The sequence below is a fragment of the Streptomyces sp. NPDC051452 genome, assembly GCF_044454765.1.
Classification (GTDB): Bacteria; Actinomycetota; Actinomycetes; order Streptomycetales; family Streptomycetaceae; genus Streptomyces.
The window spans coordinates 316,326-339,189 of sequence record NZ_JBITEB010000002.1; the positions used below are offsets into that span (position 1 = coordinate 316,326).

Annotated in this window: 16 protein-coding genes and 1 pseudogene; 2 read left to right on the forward strand and 15 right to left on the reverse strand. The window is 73.1% G+C overall.

What is annotated here, in order from left to right; genetic code table 11:
• Positions 1-247 precede the first annotated feature (247 nt).
• The gene (gene pdxH, locus ACIBA9_RS06685; RefSeq protein WP_399360280.1) at positions 248-934 is read right to left on the reverse strand and encodes a pyridoxamine 5'-phosphate oxidase; all 687 of its coding nucleotides are present in this window, start codon (positions 932-934) and stop codon (positions 248-250) included.
• A gap of 177 nt (positions 935-1,111) precedes the next feature.
• Between pdxH and ACIBA9_RS06690 the strand changes: the two genes are divergently transcribed.
• Positions 1,112-2,212 carry a citrate synthase 2 gene (locus ACIBA9_RS06690; protein ID WP_399360282.1) on the forward strand — a complete coding sequence of 367 codons (1,101 nt, stop codon included), beginning with the start codon at positions 1,112-1,114 and terminating at the stop codon, positions 2,210-2,212.
• A 106-nt stretch (positions 2,213-2,318) separates the two neighbouring features.
• Here the strand turns inward: ACIBA9_RS06690 and ACIBA9_RS06695 are convergent, their stop codons facing one another.
• The 13 genes from ACIBA9_RS06695 to ACIBA9_RS06755 all read right to left on the reverse strand — a co-directional run bounded on the left by ACIBA9_RS06695 (position 2,319) and on the right by ACIBA9_RS06755 (position 21,272).
• A complete protein-coding gene (locus ACIBA9_RS06695) occupies positions 2,319-3,350 on the reverse strand; it encodes an isopenicillin N synthase family dioxygenase (protein ID WP_399360284.1) in 1,032 nt (343 codons plus the stop codon).
• 254 nt (positions 3,351-3,604) lie between these two features.
• Positions 3,605-4,237, reverse strand: a complete 633-nt coding sequence (locus ACIBA9_RS06700) for a TetR/AcrR family transcriptional regulator (RefSeq protein WP_393900810.1) — start codon at positions 4,235-4,237, stop codon at positions 3,605-3,607.
• A 49-nt stretch (positions 4,238-4,286) separates the two neighbouring features.
• Positions 4,287-5,024 (reverse strand): enoyl-CoA hydratase family protein, encoded by a 738-nt coding sequence (locus tag ACIBA9_RS06705; RefSeq protein ID WP_399360286.1) that lies wholly within the window; start codon positions 5,022-5,024, stop codon positions 4,287-4,289.
• Positions 5,021-6,589: a 4-coumarate--CoA ligase family protein gene (locus tag ACIBA9_RS06710; protein WP_399360288.1), complete on the reverse strand. Its 1,569-nt coding sequence runs from the start codon at positions 6,587-6,589 to the stop codon at positions 5,021-5,023. The genes ACIBA9_RS06705 and ACIBA9_RS06710 overlap by 4 nt, the downstream gene beginning before the upstream one ends.
• A gap of 26 nt (positions 6,590-6,615) precedes the next feature.
• On the reverse strand, positions 6,616-7,779 hold the full coding sequence (locus tag ACIBA9_RS06715) for an acyl-CoA dehydrogenase family protein (protein WP_399360290.1): 1,164 nt from the start codon (positions 7,777-7,779) through the stop codon (positions 6,616-6,618).
• Positions 7,776-9,653 carry a biotin carboxylase N-terminal domain-containing protein gene (locus ACIBA9_RS06720; RefSeq protein WP_399360292.1) on the reverse strand — a complete coding sequence of 626 codons (1,878 nt, stop codon included), beginning with the start codon at positions 9,651-9,653 and terminating at the stop codon, positions 7,776-7,778. Before ACIBA9_RS06720 ends, ACIBA9_RS06715 begins: the two co-directional genes overlap by 4 nt.
• Positions 9,654-9,661: 8 nt before the next feature.
• Positions 9,662-11,260: an acyl-CoA carboxylase subunit beta gene (locus ACIBA9_RS06725; protein ID WP_399360294.1), complete on the reverse strand. Its 1,599-nt coding sequence runs from the start codon at positions 11,258-11,260 to the stop codon at positions 9,662-9,664.
• Positions 11,257-12,933, reverse strand: a complete 1,677-nt coding sequence (locus tag ACIBA9_RS06730; RefSeq protein WP_399360296.1) for an acyclic terpene utilization AtuA family protein — start codon at positions 12,931-12,933, stop codon at positions 11,257-11,259. Before ACIBA9_RS06730 ends, ACIBA9_RS06725 begins: the two co-directional genes overlap by 4 nt.
• Positions 12,930-13,724 carry a TIGR03084 family metal-binding protein gene (locus tag ACIBA9_RS06735; protein ID WP_399360299.1) on the reverse strand — a complete coding sequence of 265 codons (795 nt, stop codon included), beginning with the start codon at positions 13,722-13,724 and terminating at the stop codon, positions 12,930-12,932. Before ACIBA9_RS06735 ends, ACIBA9_RS06730 begins: the two co-directional genes overlap by 4 nt.
• An 82-nt stretch (positions 13,725-13,806) precedes the next feature.
• The gene (locus tag ACIBA9_RS06740) at positions 13,807-15,519 is read right to left on the reverse strand and encodes an NAD-dependent malic enzyme (protein WP_399360301.1); all 1,713 of its coding nucleotides are present in this window, start codon (positions 15,517-15,519) and stop codon (positions 13,807-13,809) included.
• Between the two features lie 189 nt (positions 15,520-15,708).
• Positions 15,709-16,653 carry an EamA family transporter gene (locus tag ACIBA9_RS06745; RefSeq protein WP_399360303.1) on the reverse strand — a complete coding sequence of 315 codons (945 nt, stop codon included), beginning with the start codon at positions 16,651-16,653 and terminating at the stop codon, positions 15,709-15,711.
• A 195-nt stretch (positions 16,654-16,848) separates the two neighbouring features.
• On the reverse strand, positions 16,849-17,970 hold the full coding sequence (locus tag ACIBA9_RS06750) for a lipid II:glycine glycyltransferase FemX (protein WP_399360305.1): 1,122 nt from the start codon (positions 17,968-17,970) through the stop codon (positions 16,849-16,851).
• A gap of 383 nt (positions 17,971-18,353) precedes the next feature.
• Complete coding sequence (locus ACIBA9_RS06755; RefSeq protein ID WP_399360307.1) at positions 18,354-21,272, reverse strand: FAD-binding and (Fe-S)-binding domain-containing protein; 2,919 nt, start codon at positions 21,270-21,272, stop codon at positions 18,354-18,356.
• A 156-nt stretch (positions 21,273-21,428) separates the two neighbouring features.
• On the opposite strand from ACIBA9_RS06755, the gene serC reads away from it, so the two are divergent.
• Positions 21,429-22,547 (forward strand): phosphoserine transaminase, encoded by a 1,119-nt coding sequence (gene serC / locus ACIBA9_RS06760; protein WP_399360309.1) that lies wholly within the window; start codon positions 21,429-21,431, stop codon positions 22,545-22,547.
• Between the two features lie 62 nt (positions 22,548-22,609).
• On the opposite strand, the pseudogene ACIBA9_RS06765 reads toward serC, so the two are convergent.
• Positions 22,610-22,864: pseudogene (locus tag ACIBA9_RS06765) on the reverse strand (hypothetical protein); the annotation flags it as partial.

Consider the following 22,864-nt stretch of genomic DNA (forward strand, 5'->3'; position numbering starts at 1 on the left):
TTTCCTAGGGTGTGGAGTACACGAGAAGGGAGGTGGTTCGGCAAATGTATGAGAACCGGACGCGTGAGGTGGCTGCGGGCTAGCGCCCGACACCCCATCCAGTGCGGTGCCGGACCCGCGTGTGACACACGCGTGCAGCCGGCCCAATCCCAGGCAGTCACCCGACCCGCGAGCTCGCCGGTACGTCCGGCCGGCCTTCCGCCGACAGGCGGAGGACCAGAGCTCGCGGGTCGTCTGCGTTTCCGCGTCAGGGGCTGAGGCGTTCCACCCGCCAGGTCCCGGCCGGCTCGCAGACGTAGCGCAGCCGGTCGTGGAGGCGGTTCTGGCGGCCCTGCCAGAACTCGACCGTCTCGGGTGCGACGCGGAAGCCGCCCCAGTGCGGCGGGACCGGGACCTGCTCGCCCTCGGGGTAGCGGGCCTCCAGGTCGGCGTACGCCGCGTCGAGTTCGGCGCGGGAGGCGACCACCGTGGACTGGGCGCTGGCCCAGGCGCCCAGCTGGGAGCCGTGCGGCCGGGTGCGGAAGTAGGCGGTCGTCTCGTCGCGGCCGGTACGGCGGGCGATGCCGGTGACGATGACCTGGCGGGCGATCGGGTGCCAGGGGAAGAGCAGCGAGACGTACGGGTTCTGCGCCAGGTCGCGGCCCTTGCGGGAGTCGTAGTTGGTGTAGAAGACGAAGCCGTCGGTGTCGAACTGCTTCATGAGGACCGTGCGCGAGCTGGGCCGGCCCGTGGCGTCCGTCGTGGAGACGACCATCGCGTTGGGTTCGTAGAGCGTGCCGTGCAGGGCCGCCCGCGCGGCGTCCTCGAACCAGCCGGCGAACTGGTCCATCGGATGTGTGGCGAGGTTCCTCTCGTCCAGTCCCGCCGCCCGGTACTGCTTGCGCATGGCAGCGGGATCGAGGAGAGGGTCCAGGAGGGGTTCGCGGTCGGTCACGCGGTCATCTTGCCGTATCGAACGCTTCTGGCACTCGGTGTCGCAGGGGCTCCCCAACGGTGGCACCGGGAGTTATCGTGCTGGTTCCCTTCGTGGATCGGCCGGCCACGGGTGACCTCCGGCCGACGGGGGCATCACCGGGGTGACCGCAGCCGACACATCACTAGGAGCCGCCTGATGTCCGATTTCGTACCCGGGCTCGAAGGAGTCGTCGCGTTCGAGACGGAGATCGCCGAACCCGACAAGGAGGGCGGTGCCCTGCGCTACCGGGGCGTCGACATCGAGGACCTGGTCGGACACGTCTCCTTCGGGAACGTGTGGGGGCTGCTGGTCGACGGCGCCTTCAATCCCGGCCTGCCGCCCGCCGAGCCGTTCCCGATCCCGGTGCACTCCGGTGACATCCGGGTGGACGTGCAGTCGGCGCTGGCCATGCTCGCGCCGGTGTGGGGTCTGAAACCGCTGCTCGACATCGACGTGGAGCAGGCCCGCGCCGACCTCGCCCGGGCCGCCGTGATGGCGCTGTCCTACGTCGCCCAGTCCGCGCGGGGTCAGGGGCTGCCGATGGTGCCGCAGCGGGAGATCGACAAGGCGCACTCGGTCGTGGAGCGGTTCATGATCCGCTGGCGCGGCGAGCCGGACCCGAAGCATGTCGCCGCCGTCGACGCGTACTGGACGTCCGCGGCCGAGCACGGGATGAACGCCTCGACCTTCACCGCGCGGGTGATCGCCTCCACCGGCGCCGACGTCGCCGCCGCCCTCTCGGGCGCGGTCGGCGCGATGTCCGGCCCGCTGCACGGCGGCGCGCCGTCCCGGGTGCTCGGGATGATCGAGGAGATCGAGCGCACGGGCGACGCCGAGGCGTACGTCAGGCAGGCCCTGGACCGGGGCGAGCGGCTGATGGGATTCGGGCACCGGGTGTACCGGGCCGAGGATCCGCGGGCGCGGGTCCTGCGGCGTACGGCGCGCGAGCTGGGCGCTCCCCGGTTCGAGATCGCCGAGGCGCTGGAGAAGGCCGCGCTGGAGGAGCTGCACGCCCGCCGGCCCGACCGGGTGCTCGCGACCAACGTGGAGTTCTGGGCCGCGATCATCCTGGACTTCGCGGAGGTTCCGGCGCACATGTTCACGTCGATGTTCACGTGTGCGCGTACCGCGGGGTGGTCGGCGCACATCCTGGAGCAGAAGCGGACGGGGCGTCTGGTGCGGCCCTCCGCGCGCTATGTGGGACCCGCGCCCCGCAAGCCCGAGGAGATCACCGGGTACGCGGACATCGCCCACTAGTCCCCTTGGTCCCCTCGCGTTCCCATGAGCGGCGGGAGCGGCGGGAGCGGCGCGGCGGGTGGGCGGCGGCCCGGGCCTCCCACCGCCGCCGCCCGCCCCGTTCGCCTCACGCCGCCGTCAGCAGCTCCGCGTGATGCCGCTCCGCCACCAGGGGGTGGGCTCGCACCTTGCCCTTCAACTCGTTGTAGCCGTACTCGGCGTACAGGGGGTTGGACGGGTCGGTCGTGATGCCGGGGGCCGTCGCCGCGTGGGGGAACGGCAGCGGCTCGATCCGCGCGTCCAGGCGGGGGTTGTAGAAGAACGGGACCGAGAAGCGTTCCGTCGCCCCGGGCGGGCTGACCACACGGTGGTTGGTGGCGAGGAGATAGCCGTTGGTCGCCACCTCCAGCAGTTCGCCGAGGTTCACCACGAAGGCCCCGGGCAGCGGCGGCACGTCGTGGAAGAGGCCGTCCTCGCGCAGGACCTGAAGGCCGCCGACGGTGTCCTGCAACAGCAGGGTCAGGAAGCCGTAGTCCTTGTGCGCGCCGACGCCCTGGTCGGTGCCGTCGCCCGCGCTGCCGGGGTAGCGGACGAGCTTGAGGTGCGGGTGGGCGTGGGCGCCGAAGACCGGGTCGTAGAAGTCGGCCGGGGCGCCGATGGCGGTCAGGAGTTCGCGCAGCAGGCGCTGGGCGACCGCACTCAGCTCGGCGATCCAGCCCAGCGCCGCCGTACGCAGTTCGGGGAGCGCGGCCGGCCACTGGTTGGGGCCCTGTAGCCACCAGTACGGGGGCTCGCCGGGCCCGGGGACGCGGGCGGGGCGTTCGGCGCCGATGTCGAGCTGATCGCGCCAGTCGCGGGCGCCGCCGGTGCGCTCGTCGCCGGTGCGCGTGTAGCCGCGGAAGTGCGGGGAGTTCACGTTGTCCAGGGCGAGCCGGTCGGCCTCGGGGAGGGCGAAGAAGGCCCGCATGGCGGCGAGCAGCGCGTCGGTGCCGGCCCGCGACACTCCGTGCCCGACGAGCTGGAAGAAGCCCACGTCGTGGGCCGCGCTGTGCAGTTGGGCGTGGAGCAGGGCACGGGCCCGGGGCCCGCGGTCGGCGGCCGACAGGTCGATGATCGGGAGCTGGTCGTACGACGGGGTCGTCGCGCTGTGCGAGGTCATGGCACGTCCGCAGGGTGTACGGGGCAGGGGTGGCCGCCGAGGGTGGAGCGGCCCCGGTGCCGGAAAAGGAGAGAGCGAGGAGGAGACAGGGGGCTGTATCAGGCGGAGAAGCGCCGACAGCCCATGCTCGTGACGCGCACGTAGTCCACGTGGCGGCGTCGGACGAGCATCGGAAGCATGGGCCCAGGGTACTGCGCACCCCGCCATACGCCTGTGGCCCCCGTCACAGCCCGCGGGAGGTCCCCGGCGGGCCTTCAGTCGAGCGCCCGCTCCAGCAGCGCGGCCCACTGGGCGACGACCCGTTCGCGGCGGGCGGTGTCGTCGGTGAGGAGGTTGGCGAGGCCGAGCCCGCGGGCCATGTCCAGCAGGCCCTGCACGGTCTCGCGGACGCCGGGGCGCGACTCGTCGGCGTCGAGCAGGTCCACGGCGATGCGGTGGGTCTCGCGGCCGACGCGGGCCTCCAGCTCGGTCACCCGCCCCCGCAACTGCTCCTCGTCGCAGGCCGCCACCCACAGGTGCAGGGCGGCCCGGAAGAGGGGGCCGGTGAAGAGGTCGACCAGTGCGGCGACGACGGCGCCGCGGTCGGCGGCCCCGTCCGGGAACAGGTCCCTGAGCGCGGTGGAGCGTTCCTCGGCGACGTACTCGACGGCCGCGGTGAACAGGTCCTCGCGGGTGGGGAAGTGGTGCTGGGCGGCGCCCCGGGAGACACCGGCGCGTTCGGCGACGACGGAGACCGTGGAACCCGCCCAGCCGTGCTCGGCGAGACAGGCCACGGCGGCCTCAAGCAACCGCTGCCGGGTGGCCCGGCTGCGATCCTGCTTGGGACTGCGATCGGGCCTGACCTCGGACTTCACGCCCGCCCCCGCCCCGGGCCCGGCCCACGGCATCGGTTCCCGCTCGCGCACCGGGTCGCCTTCCGCCGTCGCGCTCACGTCCTCACACCACCCATGCCGCGTCCCGTCGCTCCAGGAATGCCGTCATCCCCTCCCGGGCCTGGTCGGAGGAGAACAGCCGGGCCGAGAGCGCGGACAGCTCCGCCGCGTCCCGGTCGAATGTCTCCAGCACCCTAGCCGTGAGCAGCCGCTTCGTCTCGGCCAGGGCCTGCGGGGCGGAGCGGCGCAGACCGTCGAGCATCGGTGCGAGCGCGTCGTCGACGTCGTCGGCCGCGGTCGTGAGCAGGCCCAGCCGTACCGCCTCCGGCGGGTCGAAGCGCTCGCCGGTGAGGTAGTAGCGGGCCAGGGCGCGCGGGTCGGTGCGCGGGAGGACCGGCAGGGAGATCACCGCGGGGGCCACTCCGATGCGGACCTCGGTGAAGGCGAAGGTGGCGGCGGTGGAGGCGGCGGCGAGGTCGCAGGCGGCGAGCAGGCCGAGGCCCCCCGCGCGGACGTGGCCGGTGATCCGGGCGACGACCGGCTTGGGCAGCTCCACGAGCTGCCGCAGCACCCCCACCAGCGCCTCGGGGTGGGGCGGGTCGCGCAGGTCGGCGCCGGCGCAGAAGGTGGTGCCGGTGTGGGTGAGGACGACGGCCCGGACTTCCGGGTCCTTCGCGCTCCGCGCCAGCGCCGCGGCGAGTTGCCCGACCAGGTCGGCCGACAGGGCGTTGCGGGTGTCGGGGGAGTCCAGGCTCAGGGTCTCCACGGCACGCGTGCGCGTGCGTGCGATCAGTGTGGTCACGGGTGCTCCTTGAGCTGTCGTCGCAGGATCTTCCCGGAGGCGGCGCGGGGCACGTCCTGGATGAAGGTGACCTGGCGGACGCGTTTGTAGGGGGCGACGCGTTCGGCGACGTACAGCATGATCTCGTTCTCGGTCAGCTCGGCGGCGGTGGGCCGGCGGACGACGAAGGCGTGCGGGATCTCGGTGCCGTCCTCGCCGGGCGTGCCGAGGACGGCGGCGTCGGCGATGCCGGGGTGGGTGAGCAGCAGGGCCTCCAGCTCGGCGGGGGCCACCTGGAAGCCCTTGTACTTGACGAGTTCCTTCACCCGGTCGACGACGAAGAGCCAGCCGTCGGCGTCGACCCGCCCCACGTCACCGGTGTGCAGCCAGCCGTCGGCGTCGATCATGGCCGCGGTGGCGTCGGGGCGGCCGAGGTAGCCCTTCATCACCTGGGGTCCGCGGATCAGGATCTCGCCGCGCTCACCGGTGGGGAGGTCCTCCCCGGGGTCTTCCAGGGACACGATCCGCATCTCGGTGCCGGCGATGAGCCTGCCGACCGTGCCGGCCGGGGCCCGGTGCAGCCGGTCCAGGGGGACGACATGGGTGCCGGGCGACAGTTCGGTCATGCCGTAGGCCTGGCCGATCGGGGGCAGCCCGAGACGTTCGGAGCAGGCGCGGGCCAGATGCGCGTCCAGTGGTGCGGCGGCGCTGATGACGTAGCGCAGCGAGGAGAGGTCGTAGCGGGTGACGGCCGGGTGCTTGGCCAGGGCGAGGACGATGGGCGGGGCGACGTACAGCCCGGTGATGCGGTGGGCCTCGATCGCGGCGAGGAACGCCTCCAGGTCGAAGCGGGGCAGTACGACGACGGTGGCCCCCTGGCGCAGCGGGGCGTTCATGAGGGCGGTCAGGCCGTAGATGTGGAAGAACGGCAGGACGGCGAGGATGCGGTCGCCGGGGCCGGTCGGGACGGCGGGCTCCAGCTGGGCGAGGTTGGTGGCGATCTGCCGGTGGGTGAGCATCACGCCCTTGGGGACGCCGGTGGTGCCCGAGGAGTACGGCAGCGCGGCCACGTCCTCGGCCGGGTCGAGGTCGACGCGGGGCTCGGGGGCGGTGGTGGCGAGCAGGTCGACGAGCGAGCGGTGCCCGGGCGCGCTGTCGCACACGAAAATCTCCCGTACGCCGCCGGCGAGTTCGGCGGCCCGGCGGGCGGACGCAAGCAGCGGGGAGACGGTGACGATCCAGCGGGCCCCGCTGTCCTTCAGTTGCCCCGCGAACTCCTGCGGCGTGGCGAGCGGGTGCACCGTGGTGACACGGGCACCCGCGCGCGTGGCCGCGTAGAAGGCGGTCGGGAAGACGATCGTGTTGGGGCTGTGCAGGGCGAGGACGTCGCCCTTGCGGACGCCCGTGTCGGCGAACGCGGCCGCCAGGCGCCGGTGGAACCGGTCCACCTGCTCGTAGGTGAGGGTGGTGCCGTCCGTGCCGTCGATCAGCGCGGGCAGCGCACCGAACTCTGCGGCCCGGCCCAGGACGGCCTCGTGGATGGGCAGTTCCACGGGCGGGACGTCTGCGTACTCGCTGCGGAACACGGTGCCTCCAGCACGATTCGCGATTCCTAGTACGACTTGGGCAGGCCCAGGGTCTGGTGGGAGACGTAGTTGAGGATCATCTCCCGGCTCACCGGGGCGATGCGGGCCACCCGCGCGGCCGTGATCAGCGAGGCGAGCCCGTACTCCCGGGTGAGGCCGTTGCCGCCGAGGGTGTGCACGGCCTGGTCGACGGCCCGGACACAGGCCTCCCCGGCCGCGTACTTGGCCATGTTGGCGGCCTCGCCCGCGCCGATGTCGTCGCCGGCATCGTAGAGGGTGGCCGCCTTCTGCGTCATCAGCCGGGCCAGTTCCAGGTCGATGTGCGCCTGGGCGAGAGGGTGCGCGATGGCCTGGTGGGCGCCGATGGGGGCCTTCCAGACGGTGCGGTCGCGGGCGTAGTCGACGGCCTTGGCCAGCGCGTAGCGGCCCATGCCGATCGCGAAGGCCGCCGTCATGATCCGCTCGGGGTTGAGTCCGGCGAACAGTTGCAGCAGACCGGCGTCCTCTCCCCCGCCGACGAGCGCCTCCGCGGGCAGCCGCACGTCGTCCAGGACCAGCTCGAACTGCTTCTCGGCGGCAGCGAGTTCCATGTCGATGGGCCGCTTGTGGAAGCCCTCGGCATCCGTCGGGACGATGAACAGACAGGGCTTGAGGCGTCCGGTGCGGGCGTCTTCGGTGCGGCCGACGATCAGGACGGCGTCGGCCATGTCGACACCGGAGATGAAGACCTTGCGGCCGGTGAGGACCCAGTCGGCGCCATCCCTGCGGGCCGTGGTGGTGATGCGGTGGCTGTTGGAGCCGGCGTCGGGTTCGGTGATGCCGAAGGCCATGAGGCGGGTGCCGTCGGCGATCCCGGGGAGCCACTGCCGCTTCTGGGCCTCGGTGCCGAAGCGGGAGATCACCGTCCCGCAGATGGCCGGGGACACCACCAGCATGAGCAGGGGACAGCCGGCGGCCCCCAACTCCTCCAGGACTATGGAGAGTTCGCCGATGCCACCACCTCCGCCGCCGTACGCCTCGGGCAGGTTGACGCCGAGGTAGCCGAGCTTGCCCGCCTCGGACCACAGCTCGGTGAGGGGCTTGCCCTCCGCGACGGTGCGGGTGAGGTACTCGCGGCCGTAGCGCCTGCCCAGGGCGGCGACGGCGGCGCGGAGTGCCTTGTGCTCTTCGGACTCGATGTGCGTGGTCATCGGACTCCTTGGGACTGCGGGTGATCCGTGGCTGGGTGCACCACCGCGAGCAGCGTTCCCGGCTCCACCTGCTGTCCGGGCCGGGCGTGCAGGACCGTCAGCGTGCCGGTGGCCGGTGCGGTGATCTGGTGCTGCATCTTCATCGCCTCCAGCCAGATCAGGGGCCGGCCCGCCTCGACGGACACCCCCTCCGCCAGGCCTTCGGCGACGCGTACGACCGTGCCCGGCATCGGGGCCAGCAAGGAGCCCGGTGCGACCTGGGCGGTCGGCTCGGAGAAGCGGGGCAGCTCGGTCAGGGCGGTGGAGTCGACGTAGACCCGGTCGCCGTAGCGCGCCACCCGGAACTTGCGCTGGACGCCGTCGACTTCGAGTACGACATCGTGGTCGTCCGCGTGCACGACCCGCACGCCGTCGGCCGCGAGGCCCTCCCTGGTGTGCCGGTAGCGGACCTCGTGCTCCTCGCCCGCCAGCTCGTACCGCTTGACCTGCGGCTGCGAGGGCAGGTTGCGCCAGCCGCCGAACCGGGAGCGGGAGCGGGCGCCGGCGAGGGCCGCGGCGAGGGGGGCGTAGGGGTCGGCGGCCGGTGCCGTCAGAGCGGTCAGATGACGGTCGTAGAAGCCGGTGTCCATCCGGGCTGCTGTGAACTCCGGGTGCCGCAGGGAGCGCACCAGCAGGTCGCGGTTGGTGACCGGGCCGTGCAGCGTCGCCCTCTCCAGGGCGCCGGCGAGCCGGCGGACCGCCTCCGCGCGGGTGGGGGCGTGGGCGACGACCTTGGCGAGCATCGGGTCGTAGTGCACGCCGATGGCGTCGCCGTCGGTGTAGCCGGTGTCCAGCCGGACGCCGGCCGGTACGGCGAGGCGGTGCAGGGTGCCGGTCTGCGGGGCCCAGTCGCGGGCGGGGTCCTCGGCGTACAGCCGGGCCTCGACGGCGTGTCCGCGCGCGCGGGGCGGCTCGGCGGGCAGCGCGTGGCCCTCGGCGACCCGGATCTGCTCGGCGACCAGGTCGATGCCGAACACCTCCTCGGTCACGGGGTGTTCGACCTGGAGGCGGGTGTTCATCTCCAGGAAGTGCGCGCGGCCGTCGGCGACCAGGAACTCGACGGTGCCCGCGCCGACGTAGGACACCGCGCGGGCGGCGCGTACGGCCAGCGCGTACAGCTCCTCGGTGAGCGCGGCCGGCAGGCCCGGCGCGGGGGCCTCCTCGACGACCTTCTGGTGGCGGCGCTGCAGGGAGCAGTCGCGGGTGCCGAGCGGCTGCACGGTGCCGTGGGTGTCGGCGAGGATCTGCACCTCGATGTGGCGGCCGTCCTCGATGTACGGCTCCACGAAGACCTCGCCGTCGCCGAAGGCGCTCGCGGCCTCGTCGCGGGCGGCCTCCAGCGCGGCGGGCAGCTCCGCCAGGCTGCGCACGATCCGCATCCCGCGTCCGCCGCCGCCCGCGGCCGCCTTCACCAGGACCGGCAGGTCGGCCTCGGTGACCTCGGCCGCGTCGAGGGGCGCGAGACCCATCAGCTCCTTGGCCCGGGTCTTGGACGCCATGGCCTCGATGGCCCGCGGCGGCGGTCCGATCCAGACCAGGCCGGCGTCGAGGACGGCGCGGGCGAAGTCGGCGTTCTCGGAGAGGAAGCCGTAGCCGGGGTGCACGGCGTCGGCGCCGGCGGACAGGGCGGCCTTCACGATCAGGTCGCCGCGCAGATACGTCTCCGCGGGCGCCGCGCCCGGCAGTCGTACCGCCGTGTCGGCCACGCGCGTGTGCAGCGCGTCGCCGTCCGCGTCCGAGTGCACGGCGACGGTCCGGATGCCCAGCGCACCACAGGTGCGGAAGATCCGGCAGGCGATCTCGCCCCGGTTGGCGACGAGCACAGAAGTGATCACTGGGTTCCTCACATCCGGAAGACGCCGAAGCCGCCGCGCGCGCCCTCGTAGGGCGCGGTGTGCAGGGCGGACAGGCACAGGCCGAGGACGGTGCGGGTGTCGCGCGGGTCGATGACACCGTCGTCGTAGAGCCGCCCGGACAGGAACATGGGCAGCGACTCGGACTCGATCTGCTGCTCCACCATGGCCCGCAGGGCGGCGTCCGCGTCCTCGTCGTACGGCTGCCCCTTGGCCGCCGCCGACTGCCGGGCGACGATGGACAGCACGCCCGCGAGCTGCTGCGGCCCCATGACGGCGGACTTGGCGCTGGGCCAGGCGAACAGGAAGCGCGGGTCGTAGGCCCGCCCGCACATGCCGTAGTGGCCGGCGCCGTACGACGCCCCCATGAGGACGGACAGGTGCGGGACGCGGCTGTTGCTCACCGCGTTGATCATCATGGCGCCGTGTTTGATGATGCCGCCCTGCTCGTACTCCTTGCCGACCATGTAGCCGGTGGTGTTGTGCAGGAAGAGCAGCGGGATGTCGCGCTGGTTGGCCAGCTGGATGAACTGGGCGGCCTTCTGGGACTCGGGGCTGAACAGGACACCCTGCGCGTTGGCCAGGATGCCCACCGGGTAACCGTGCAGGCTCGCCCAGCCGGTGACGAGGCTCGTGCCGTACAGCGGCTTGAACTCGTCGAAGTCGGAGCCGTCGACGATCCGGGCGATGACCTCGCGCGGATCGAAGGGGACCTTCAGGTCGCCGGGGACGACGCCGAGGAGTTCGTCGGGGTCGTGACGGGGCGGCTCGGCCGGGCCGGGGTCGGGGTGGGCCTTGCGGTGGTTGAGGCGGGCCACGACCCGGCGCGCCTGCCGCAGCGCGTCCCGCTCGTCCACGGCGAAGTAGTCGGCGAGGCCGGACACGCGCGCGTGCATCTCGGCGCCGCCCAAGGACTCGTCGTCGCTCTCCTCGCCGGTCGCCATCTTCACCAGCGGCGGCCCGCCGAGGAAGACCTTGGCGCGCTCCTTGACCATGATCACGTGGTCGGACATGCCGGGGACGTAGGCGCCGCCGGCGGTGGAGTTGCCGAAGACGACGGCGACGGTCGGGATACCGGCGGCGGAGAGCCGGGTGAGGTCCCGGAAGATGGCGCCGCCCGGGATGAAGATCTCCTTCTGCGAGGGCAGGTCGGCGCCCCCCGACTCCACCAGGCTGATGCACGGCAGCCGGTTGGCGAGGGCGATGTCGTTGGCGCGCAGGGCCTTCTTCAGGCTCCACGGGTTGCTGGCACCGCCGCGCACGGTGGGGTCGTTGGCGGTGATCAGGCACTCCACGCCCTCGACCACGCCGATGCCGGTGACCAGGGACGCGCCGACGGTGTACTCGCTGCCCCAGGCGGCCAGCGGTGACAGCTCCAGGAAGGGGGTGTCCGGGTCCAGCAGCAGTTCGACGCGCTCGCGTGCGAGCAGCTTGCCGCGGGCGCGGTGCCGGCCGACGTATTTCTCACCGCCGCCCGCGAGCGCCTTGGCCTGCTCGGCCTCCAGCTCGGCGAGCCTGCCGAGCATGGCCTCGCGGGCCTCCCGGTAGTCGGCGCCCGCGGGGTCGAGCGAGGTGGGCAGAACGGTCACAGGAGGGCCTCCGGGATGTCCAGGTGGCGGGAGCGCAGCCATTCGCCGAGGGCCTTGGCCTGCGGGTCGAAGCGGTGCCGGGCGGCGACGCCGGCGCCGAGGATGCCCTCGACGACGAAGTTCACGGCGCGCAGGTTGGGCAGCGGGTGCCGGCTGACGGGCAGGTCCCGGGTCTCGGGGAGGAGCTGCCGGAACCGTTCGGTGGTCAGCTCGTGGGCGAGCCAGCGCCAGGCGTCGTCGGTCCGCGCCCAGACTCCGACGTTGGCGTCGCCGCCCTTGTCCCCGCTGCGGGCCCCGGCGACCAGTCCGAGCGGCGCCCGTCGGGTCGGCCCGGGCGGCAGGGGCGGGGGCGGCGGCGGCTGCGGTACGGCGTCCAGGGCACGGGTCTCGTGGGGCGGCGGCACGGGGATACGGCGTCCGTCGTGGAGGACGGCCACATGGTCGACGGCACCATGGGGCACGTACACATCCTCGAAGACCCCATAGGGCGAGCCTTTTCCGGGTGGGGAGAGCACATGGAATCCCGGATAGCTGGCGAGGGCGAGTTCCACGGCGGCCCCGCTCAGCGCCCGTCCCACCACCTTCTCGTCCGTGTCCCGTACGACGAGTCGCAGCAGGGCGCTGGCCGTCTCCTCGGTGCCGGCGTCGGCACGGTCGGTGCGGACGAGGTCCCAACGGACCTCGGCCGGCGGTGCCTTGGCCAGGGCGTCGGTGAGCTGGGCGCGCACCAGCTCCGCCTTGGCCTCGATGTCGAGTCCGGTGAGGACGAAGACGACCTCGTTGCGGAAGCCGCCGAGCCGGTTGAGCCCGGCCTTCAGGGTGGGCGGCGGCGCCTCCCCCCGCACCCCCTCGATCCGCACCCGGTCCGGCCCGTCCTGGCTCAGCCGTACGGTGTCCAGCCGGGCGGTGACGTCGGGTCCGGCGTACCGCCCGCCGCCGGTCTCGTACAGCAGTTGCGCGGTGACCGTGCCGACGTCCACGAGGCCGCCGGTACCGGGGTGCTTGGTGAGGACGCTGCTGCCGTCGGCGTGGATCTCGGCGAGCGGGAAGCCGGGCCGGCGCATGTCCCCCTCGCGGAAGAAGGCGTAGTTGCCGCCGGTGGCCTGCGTCCCGCACTCCAGCACGTGCCCGGCGACGACGGCGCCGGCCAGCGGGTCGTACTGCGTGGGCCGCCAGCCGAAGTGGGCGGCGGCGGGCCCGGTGACGAGGGCCGCGTCGGTCACCCGCCCGGTGACGACGATGTCCGCGCCGGCCCGCAGACACTCGGCGATACCGAAACCGCCAAGGTAGGCGTGGGCGGCGAGGGCGCCGGGGTGGGCGGTGGTCAGGTCGTCGCCCTCGACGTGTGCGACGCGCACGGGGATACCGAGGCGCTCCGCCGACTCCCGTATGTGGTGGGCGAGTCCGGCCGGGTTGAGACCGCCCGCGTTGGTGACGATCCGTACCCCGCGCTCATGGGCGAGGCCGAGGCAGTCCTCCAGCTGGCGCGGGAAGGTGCGGGCGTACCCGGCGCCAGGGTCCTTCAGGCGGTCGCGGGCGAGGATCAGCATGGTCAGTTCGGCGAGGTAGTCACCGGTGAGGACGTCCACCTCGCCGCCGGTGAGCATCTCGCGCAGGGCGTCGAAGCGGTCGCCGTAGAAACCGGAGAAGTTGCCTATGCGCAAGGGGGTCACCGCTCGGCGCCCTTCGGCGCGCGGCCGGCGCCGGGTGGTCCCGCGAAGGCCTGCGCGATGTCGAGCCAGCGGTCGGCGTCCGGGCCGGCGGCGGTCAGGGCGAGGTCGCGGCGGTGGGCGCGCTGGGTGACGAGCAGACAGAAGTCGAGGGCGGGGCCGGTGACGCGCTGGGCGGCGCCCTCGGGACCAAAGGCCCACAGCTCCCCCGAGGGTGCGGTCAGTTCCACCCGGAACTCGTCGGCGGGCGGGGTGAGGCCGTGCACGGTGTGGGCGAAGTCGCGGGTGCGGACCCCGAGTCGGGCCACATGCCGCAGACGGTCGCTGGGTGGCCGGACCACACCGAGGGCTTCGGCGATGTCCAGACTGTGGGCCCAGGTCTCCATAAGACGAGCGGTTGCCATGGAGGCGCCGGACATGGGCGGGCCGTACCAGGGGAAGCGGGCGCCCGGTGGTGCGGCGCGCAGCGCCCGGTCGAGGGCGGTGCGCCCCGCGCGCCAGGCCGACAGCAGCTCCGCGGGCGGGAGCCGCGCGCCCTCCTCGGCACCCTCGTCCACGAACGAGTCCGGGGCGGTGAGCGCCTTCTCGACCAGCGTCTGGAAGGCGTCGGGGTCGGTGACGGCCAGCAGCGCGGAGCGGTCGGTCCAGGCGAGGTGCGCGACCTGGTGGGCGACGCTCCAGCCGGGGGCGGGAGTGCTCAGTGCCCACTGCTCTGGACTCAACTCGCCTACCAGCAGATCGAGTTCATCACTCTCGGCACGCAGGTCGTCGATGACGGGCGTCGGGTCGGCCATGGGGGGAGCATGGCAGCGGGGCAGGAAACAATCAAGCGTGCTTGCATGAATTGGCCGAGAGACGGTCGGTGTGCCGGACCGCTCAGACCGCCTCCACCGGCGGGTACACCGGCTCCCACACCGCCGCTCGCACCGCCGACTCGACGTCGTCGAGGTCGGCGCGGGCGACGCCCTCCTCCACCGCCGTGCGGGCGACGGCCACGGCGACCGCCGTCGAGGTGCGGCGCAGGTCGCGGATGGGTGGCAGGAGCGGGGCGTTCCGCCGGGCCACGTCCGTGTCGTCGGTCTGCCGGGCCACCGCGTCGGCTGCCGCGCGCAGCATGCGGTCGGTGATCCGGGAGGCGCGGGCGACGATCGCGCCGAGGCCGAGGCCGGGGAAGACCAGGGCGTTGTTGGCCTGCCCGACCTCGTAGGTCGTGCCGTCCCGCTCGACCGGGTCGAAGGGGCTGCCGGTGGCGACCAGGGCCTTGCCGTCGGTCCAGTCGAGCAGGTCGGCGGGGGTGGCCTCGGCGAGGTCGGTGGGGTTGGACATGGGCAGGATGATCGGCCGCCCGGTGTGGCCGGCCATCTCGCGGACGATCGCCTCGGTGAAGGCGCCGCCCTGGCCCGAGGTGCCGATGAGGATGGTCGGGCGGACGCGGCGCACCACCTCCTCCAGCGGGATGCCCGGCAGGTCCTCGTCGCGACGCCAGTCCCGGACCTCGCCGGCGGGGCGGGCGTAGGGCTTCTGGAAGTCGCGGAGCCTGTCGCCCTGGTCGTCGGTGAGCAGGCCGTAGCGGTCGACGCACCAGAAGCGGGCGGTGGCCTCCTCGGTGGACAGCCCCTCGGCGACGAGGGCGTCGCGCAGTTGGTCGGCGACGCCGATGCCGGCCGTTCCGGCGCCGAAGACGACGACGCGGTGCTCGCGCAGGGGCAGGTCGGCGGCCCGTACCCCGGAGAGGACGGCCGCGAGGTTGACGGCGCCTGTGCCCTGGATGTCGTCGTTGAACGTGCAGACCCGGTCGCGGTAGCGCTCCAGGATGCGGCGGGCGTTGGCGGTGCCGAAGTCCTCCCAGTGCAGCAGGGCGTTCGGGAAGAGTCCGGTGGCGGTGGTGACGTAGGCCTCGATGAAGGCGTCGTAGGTGTCGCGGTCGGGGCGGGGGTGGCGGTTGCCGAGGTAGAGGGGGTGGTCGAGGAGTTCCCGGCGGTTGGTGCCGACGTCGAGCATGACGGGCAGGGTGCGGCTCGGGTCGATGCCGGCGGCGGCCGTGTAGACGGCGAGCTTGCCGACCGCGATGTCGATGCCGCCCACGCCCCAGTCGCCGATGCCGAGGATGCCCTCGCCGTCGGTGGCCACGATCAGGTCGACATCGTCGGCGCCGAGGCCGCCGGCGCGCAGGGAGCGCTCGATGTCGTCGGGGGCGTCGACGGAGAGGTAGATGCCGCGCGGGCGGCGGTACTCGAAGCTGTAGCGCTCGATGGCCGTGCCCACGGTGGGGGTGTACACGATGGGCAGCATCTCCTCGAGGTGGTCGGCGACGAGCCGGTAGAACAGCACCTCGTTGCGGTCGTGCAGATTGGTCAGGTTGACGCTCTTGGCGAGGTCTCCGGGCTGCTCCCGGTACTGGGCGTAGGCACGCCGCGCCTGCTCGTCCTGACTGAGCACTCGGGACGGGATCAGACCGACGAGGTCCAGGGCCCGGCGCTCGGCCTCGGTGAACGCGGTGCCGCGATTGAGCCGGGGATCACCGAGGACGGCCCGGCCCCGGGCGGTGGTCTTCAGCGGACGGGGTGCGCTCGCACTGTTACCGGTCACCGAACCCGCCTTTCCGGTCTGCCGTGCCCCCATGCAGGAGTGTGCGGGAGGACCGGGAGATCCGCAGGACGACCGTCGGAAAAGAATGACGGCCCTGGGGACACCGGGCGCAGTAGCGTCGCAGGTTGGTCGATGGGGCAGCATGTGTCGGTGCGGGCGAAGCCTGTCGGCCGACCCTCCCGAGGTGGGTCAGGCCTCGGGTGCCGGGGCCGGGACCGGGGCCTTGCCGCGTCCCACCTGCGTGCGTACGGCTCCGATGCTCGCCGCGATGACCAGGGCGATCGCCGCGGCCTCCGTGGCGGACAGGGCCTGGCCGAGGATCAGGAAGCCGGCCGTCGCCGCGATGGCCGGCTCCAGGCTCATCAGGATGGCGAAGGTGGAGGCGGGCAGCCGGCGCAGGGCCAGCAGTTCGAGGGTGTAGGGCAGCACCGAGGAGAGCAGCGCCACCGAGGAGCCCAGGGCGAGGGTGGTGGGGTCGAGGAGGCGGCTGCCGGCCGAGACCACGCCGATGGGCAGGAACAGCAGGGCCGCGACCGCCATGGCCAGGGCCAGTCCGTCCGCCTGCGGGAAGCGGCGGCCCGTTCGCGCGCTGAACACGATGTACGCCGCCCACATGGCGCCGGCGCCCAGGGCGAAGGCGACACCGGTGGGGTCGAGGTCGCTGAAGCCTCCGCCTCCGAGCAGGAACACGCCCGCGAGCGCGAGGCCCGCCCAGAGCGCGTTGATCGCCCGCCGGGAGGCCAGGACCGAGAGCGCCAGGGGGCCGAGGACCTCCAGGGTGACCGCCGGGCCCAGCGGGATGCGGGCGACCGCCTCATAGAAGAGGCCGTTCATCCCGCCCATGGCGATGGCGAACACGATCACCGTGCCCCAGTCGGTGCGGGAGTGTCCGCGCAGCCTGGGCCGGCATACGACCAGCAGGACCACGGCCGCCGCGAGCAGGCGCAGGGCGACCACCCCGAGCGCGCCGGCCCGGGGCATCAGCGTCACCGCGAGGGCGCCGCCGAACTGCACCGAGACGCAACCGGTCAGCACCATCCCGAGGGGGCCGAGGGAGCCGAGGCGGCGCGGGGAGCCACCCGGTGCTGCGGGCGCGTGCTGCGTCGCGGGGGCGGTGGCGCTGGGGGTGCTCACGGGCGGTCCTGGGGCTGGCTCGGAAATCACGTCAGGTCGGGTCGGACCAGATCGGGTCGGGATCGAGAGGATCTGATCTCATGTGCATCTCGATGTACTGCCGAGTCCAGGGTAGTGGACTGTGTCAGGAGTGTGAACCCATGACGCGCCTGTTTTGGATGCTGAGATGTGCGGTGCCCGAATGCCGGAAGCGGCTCAGCGCCGGGCCATGTACACATCGAGCGCCTTGTGCAGCAGCCGGTTCAGCGGGAAGTCCCACTCCCCCACGTACTCCACGGCCTCCCCGCCCGCGCCCACCTTGAAGCGGAGCAGACCGAGCAGATGGTTCGACTCCTCCAGGGTGTCGGTGATGCCGCGGAAGTCGTAGACGTGGGCGCCGAGTTCATGGGCGTCGCACATCATCCGCCACTGCATCGCGTTGTTGGGCTGCACCTCACGCCTGCGGCTGGTCGAGGCGCCGTAGGAGTACCAGACGTGGCCGCCGACGATCAGCATCGTGGCCGCCGCGAGCACCTCACCGTCGTGATGTGCCAGGTACAGCCGCATCCGGTCGGGGTGTTCCGCGCCGAGCGCGCTCCACATCCGCTGGAAGTAGGCCGGCGGGCGCGGGATGAACCGGTCCCGCTCGGCCGTCTCGGTGTACAGGCGGTAGAAGACCGGCAGGTCGTCCCGGCCACCCCTGACGATCTTCACGCCCGCCTTGTCGGCCTTCTTGACGTTGCGCCGCCACTGCTGGTTGAGGCCGCCCTGGACGTCCTCCAGGGAGCGCCCGGCGAGCGGCACCTGGCACACGTACCGGGGTTGTCCGGCGGCGAAGCCGTCCTCCGCGCCGGCCTCGCTGCGCCGCCAGCCCATCGCCCGCAACCGGTCGGCGAGGTCGAGGGCACCCTGGTCGTACGACGTCGGCTCCACGTCTCCCAGCCGGTGCGCGCCGGGGTCGGCGATGGCGGCCTTGACCGCCTCGGGGCTCCATCTGCGCGCCACCACGGGCGGCCCCATCTTCACCGAGAAGGCGCCCCGGCGCTTCAGCCGGGCCAGCATCGGCTCCAGCCACCGCTCCAGGCCCGCCGCCTCCCAGTCGATGACCGGGCCCTCGGGAAGGTAGGCCAGATACCGCTTCAGCCCGGGCAACGGCCGAAGCAGCACCAGGCCCACCCCGACCAGCCGCCCGTCCGCCTCGAACCATCCAAGGCTCTCCGCCTGCCAGTCCGACTTCACATCCCCCCACGACGGCAGCTGAAGATGGCTGACGGAGGGCCGGCGGTCCACGAAGGCGAGGTGCTCGGCGCGGCCGATCGGGCGGACGGTGAGGCTCATGCGCGGACTCCTTGGGACTCGGACGGCTCGGACGATCTCGGGTCAGCTCACCCTACGAATCACTCCCTGCCGTCCTTCGGTGCCCACGCCGCCGGCACGCGCGTGTCGGTCGCCCCGCGCGGGGAGGGGAAGCGGCCGGCCCGATCGGCGATGTCCCGGTGGCCGCACCCGCGGACCGGAGGAGCCGTCGCCGTCGGCATGTCGTACGGCGGGTACGCGCGGGCCGGCGCCCGGCCCGAGGCGGCACCAGGGGGTGCCCGGGCGGCCGTAGGGGATGCCCGACGCCGCCGGGATCGACCACCGGGCGGCCGTGGGTGAGCCGGACACGACGCATGTGGATACGGCCGCGGACGACCATGCCACCGTGCTCCTCGGTCACCTCCTCACCCCTCCCGCCCCCGCCCCGGGGCCCGCGCCGGCTCGTCCAGGGCCTGGGCCAGTACCTCCGCCAGATGCCGGCCGCGTATCCCGGCCAGCTGTTCCAGCTGGGTCCGGCAGGAGAAGCCGTCGGCGAGGACCACCGTCCCCTGCGGCGCCTCGCGCACCGACGGCAGGAGCTGTTCCTCCGCGCAGGTCCGCGACACCGCGAAGTGGCCCTTCTCGAAACCGAAGTTGCCCGCGAGACCGCAACAGCCTCCGCTCAGCTCGCCGGTGAGGCCCGCGGACGCGCGCAGCCGGCGGTCGGGGGCGTCGCCGAGCACCGCGTGCTGGTGGCAGTGCGTCTGGCCGGCGACCGGGCGGCCGACGACGGGCGGAACCCAGTCGGGGGCATGCCGTTCCAGGGTTTCCGCGAAGGTGAGGACCGCCGCTGCCAGGCGCGCCGCGCGGGGGTCGTCCGGCAGCAGCTCGGGCAGGTCCGTGCGCAGGGCCGCCGCGCAGCTCGGCTCCAGGACGACGACCGGGGCCCCGGCTCGCAGGACCGGCTCCATCAGGTCCAGCGTGCGGCGCAGGACGGCGCGGGCGCGGTCGAGCTGGCCGGTGGAGATGTACGTGAGGCCGCAGCAGACCCGGGCCCGGCGGGCGGTGAGCAGCGCGGTCGCCGGCCCCGACCTGCCGTCCCCGATCGCCGCCCCGCCCGGCAGAAGCGTCGGCGGGAGCGCGACGCGCAGCCCCGCGGCCTCCAGCACCCGGACGGCGGAGCGGCCGACGGAGGGCGAGAGGTGCTCGGTGAAGGTGTCCGGCCACAGGACGACCAGCGGGCCGGCACTCCCGGCCGGGTCCGTGGCAGCGCGCACCGGTTTCCGCCGGCGCCACCAGCCGGTGAACGTACGCTCCGCCAGGCGGGGCAGCCGCCGTTCCGGTGCGATCCCGCCCAGGCGTTTCGCCAACCGTGCCAAGGGCTCCACCGAGGCGAGCGCGTTGAGCAGCGGGGCCGTACGCGTGCGCGCGATCCAGCGCAGCCACTGCGGCAGCCGGCCCATGCTGTGGTGGGCTGCGGGGCGGCGGCGGCCGGCGTAGTGATGGTGCAGGAACTCCGCCTTGTACGTGGCCATGTCGACGCCGACCGGGCAGTCCGAGCGGCAGCCCTTGCAGGACAGGCAGAGATCGAGGGCGTCCCGGACCTCGGTGGACCGCCAGCCGTCGGTGACCAGGTCGCCCGCGAGCATCTCGTGCAGCAGCCGGGCCCGGCCGCGCGTGGAGTGCTCCTCCTCGCCGGTCGCCCGGTAGGAGGGGCACATCACGGCGGGGCCGGTCGCCGTGGCCGTACGGCACTTGGCGACGCCGACGCAGCGGCGGACGGCCGCGCGGAAGTCGCCGTCGTCGGCCGGGTAGCCGAAGACCACGTCGACCGGGCGGCGGGGCAGCACCGCGAAACGGAGGTTGGCGTCCAGGGGGGCCGGGCGGACCAGCATGCCGGGGTTGAGCAGGTCGTCGGGGTCCCAGACCGCCTTGGCGCGCTCGAAGAGTGCCACCGTCCGCGCGCCGTACATCCGGGGCAGCAGCTCCGCGCGGGCCTGACCGTCGCCGTGCTCCCCGGACAGCGAGCCGCCGTGTGCCACCACCAGGTCGGCGAGGTTCTCGGAGAAGCGGCGGAAGCGGCCGACCCCGGCCTCGGTGAGCAGGTCGAAGTCGATGCGGACGTGGATGCAGCCGTCCCCGAAGTGGCCGTACGGCGAGCCACGCAGGCCGTGGTCGGACAGCAGGGCGCGGAAGTCGCGCAGATAGGCGCCGAGGCGGGCGGGCGGCACCGCGCAGTCCTCCCAGCCGGGCCAGGCCTCGCTGCCGTCGGGCATACGGGTGGCCGTGCCGCTCGCGTCCTCGCGGATGCGCCACAGGGCGCGCTGGGCTGCCGGGTCGGTCACCACCAGGGAATCGGCGACATCGGCCGCGCGCGCGATCTTCACGGCGCGCGCGTGTGCCTCGGCCGCCGTCCGTCCGCCGGTCTCCACGAACAGCCAGGCGCCGCCCTTCGGCAGCCCGGCCGGTGAGCGCACCAGGTCGGCCGCCATTCCCTCGATGGTCAGCGGGCGGTACGGCAGCAGGCCCGCGGCGGCCTCGGCGGCGGCGCTCTCGTCGCCGTACGCCAGCACCGCGAGGACACGCGCGCGGGGGGCGTCCACCAGCCGTACGACCGCCTCGGTGAGGATGCCCAGGGTGCCCTCCGAGCCGCAGAAGGAGCGGGCGACATCCGCGCCCCGCTCGGGCAGCAGGGCGTCCAGCGCATACCCGGAGATGCGGCGGGGCAGCTCGGGGAAGCCGGTGCGCAGACGGGCCAGGTCGCCCTCCGCCAGCTCCCGCAGGCCCTCCGGTGCCCCCGCCCAGTCCCGCCCCAGCCGCAGCCGCTGGCCGCGCGCGGTGATCACGGACAGCTCCCGCACGCTGTCCGCGGTCGTGCCCCAGGCGACCGAGTGGGAGCCGCACGAGTTGTTGCCGATCATCCCGCCGAGCGTGCAGCGGCTGTGGGTGGAGGGATCGGGGCCGAAACGCAGGCCGTGCGGGGCGGCGGCCTCCTGCAGCCGGTCGAGCACGAGCCCCGGCTGGATCACGGCCGTGCGCGTGCCCGGATCCAGCTCCAGCAGGGCGTTCATATGCCGGGTGAAGTCGAGAACGACGCCCGTGCCGGTCGCCTGCCCGGCGATCGAGGTGCCCCCGCCGCGCGGGACCACGGGCACCCCGCGGGCCCGGCACACCTCCAGCGCGGCTGCCACGTCCTCGGCGTCCCTCGGAGCGACCACGCCCGCCGGGACCCGTCGGTAGTTGGACGCGTCCATGGTGACCAGCGCCCGGGCGGTCACGCCGAAACCGACCTCGCCCCGGACGGCACCCCGCAGCTCGGCCTCGAGACCCGAAAGATCCGTCATGCCTCCAGCATGCATCCGATCACGCACAGTCACCCCGACTTTTCCACAGCCCCACCGAAATCGTCGTACAACCTCACAAGTCCACAGCGCGGCGATCTTGTCTCATCGGACGGACACGCACCCGTCCGGTTTCGCCCAGCGACTACGCTCCGACTCGTGGCCGACATCCAGATTCCCGCTGACATCAAGCCCGCCGACGGTCGTTTCGGCGCGGGCCCCTCCAAGGTGCGCACCGAGGCGCTGGACGCCCTCGCCGCCACCGGTACGTCCCTGCTGGGCACCTCCCACCGCCAGGCACCCGTGAAGAACCTGGTCGGCAAGGTCCGCGAGGGTATCTCCGCGCTGTTCTCGCTGCCCGAGGGATACGAGGTGATCCTCGGCAACGGCGGGTCCACCGCCTTCTGGGACATCGCCACCCACGGCCTGATCGAGAACAAGTCCCAGCACCTCAACTTCGGCGAGTTCTCCTCCAAGTTCGCCAAGGCCGCCAAGCTCGCCCCCTGGCTGGCCGAGCCCACCGTCATCGCCACCGACCCCGGCACCCACCCCGAGGCGCGGGCCGAGGCGGGCGTCGACGTCTACGCCTTCACCCACAACGAGACGTCCACCGGTGTCGCCATGCCGATCAAGCGCGTGGCCGGCGCCGACGACGGGGCGCTCGTCCTGGTCGACGCCACCTCCGGCGCGGGCGGCCTGCCGGTCGACATCGCCGAGACGGACGTCTACTACTTCGCCCCGCAGAAGTCCTTCGCCTCCGACGGCGGCCTGTGGATCGGCGTGTTCTCCCCGGCCGCGATCGAGCGCGCCGAGCGGATCCACGCCTCCGGGCGCCACGTCCCGGAGTTCTTCTCGCTCCCCACGGCGATCGACAACTCCCGCAAGAACCAGACGTACAACACCCCGGCCCTCGCCACCCTCTTCCTCCTGGGCGAGCAGCTGGAGTGGCTCAACGGCCAGGGCGGCCTCGACTGGTCCACGGCCCGCACGAAGGACTCCTCGACCCGCCTCTACTCCTGGGCGGAGGAGTCCAAGCACGCCACCCCGTTCGTCACCGACCCGGCCAAGCGCTCGCAGGTCATCGGCACGATCGACTTCGCCGACGAGATCGACGCCTCCGCCGTCGCCAAGGTGCTGCGCGCCAACGGCATCGTGGACACCGAGCCCTACCGCAAGCTCGGCCGCAACCAGCTGCGCGTCGCGATGTTCCCGGCGATCGACCCGGCGGACGTCGAGGCGCTGACGAAGTGCGTCGACTACGTCATCGAGAAGCTGTAGCGGTTTCCCGCACGACAGCGAAGGGCGCCCGAAAGATCCCCGCCGGGCGCCCTTCGCCGTGCTCACTCCTGGACGAACAACTCCTCGGCCCTGGTCACCGCCAGGGAACGGTCGAGCCAGGCCTCCAACACCTCCAGGTCCAGACAGGCCATGACCCGCTCCCGCACGGACTCGGAAACCTCGACGCCCCGCGCCTCGAGAACCCGAAGCACGGCCTTCGCCTCGCCCCTCGCCTCGCCCCTGGCCTCACCCTTCGCCTCGCCGTCGGCGTGGACCTTGCGCCACGCCTCCTCCATCACCGTGCCGCTGCCGGGGAA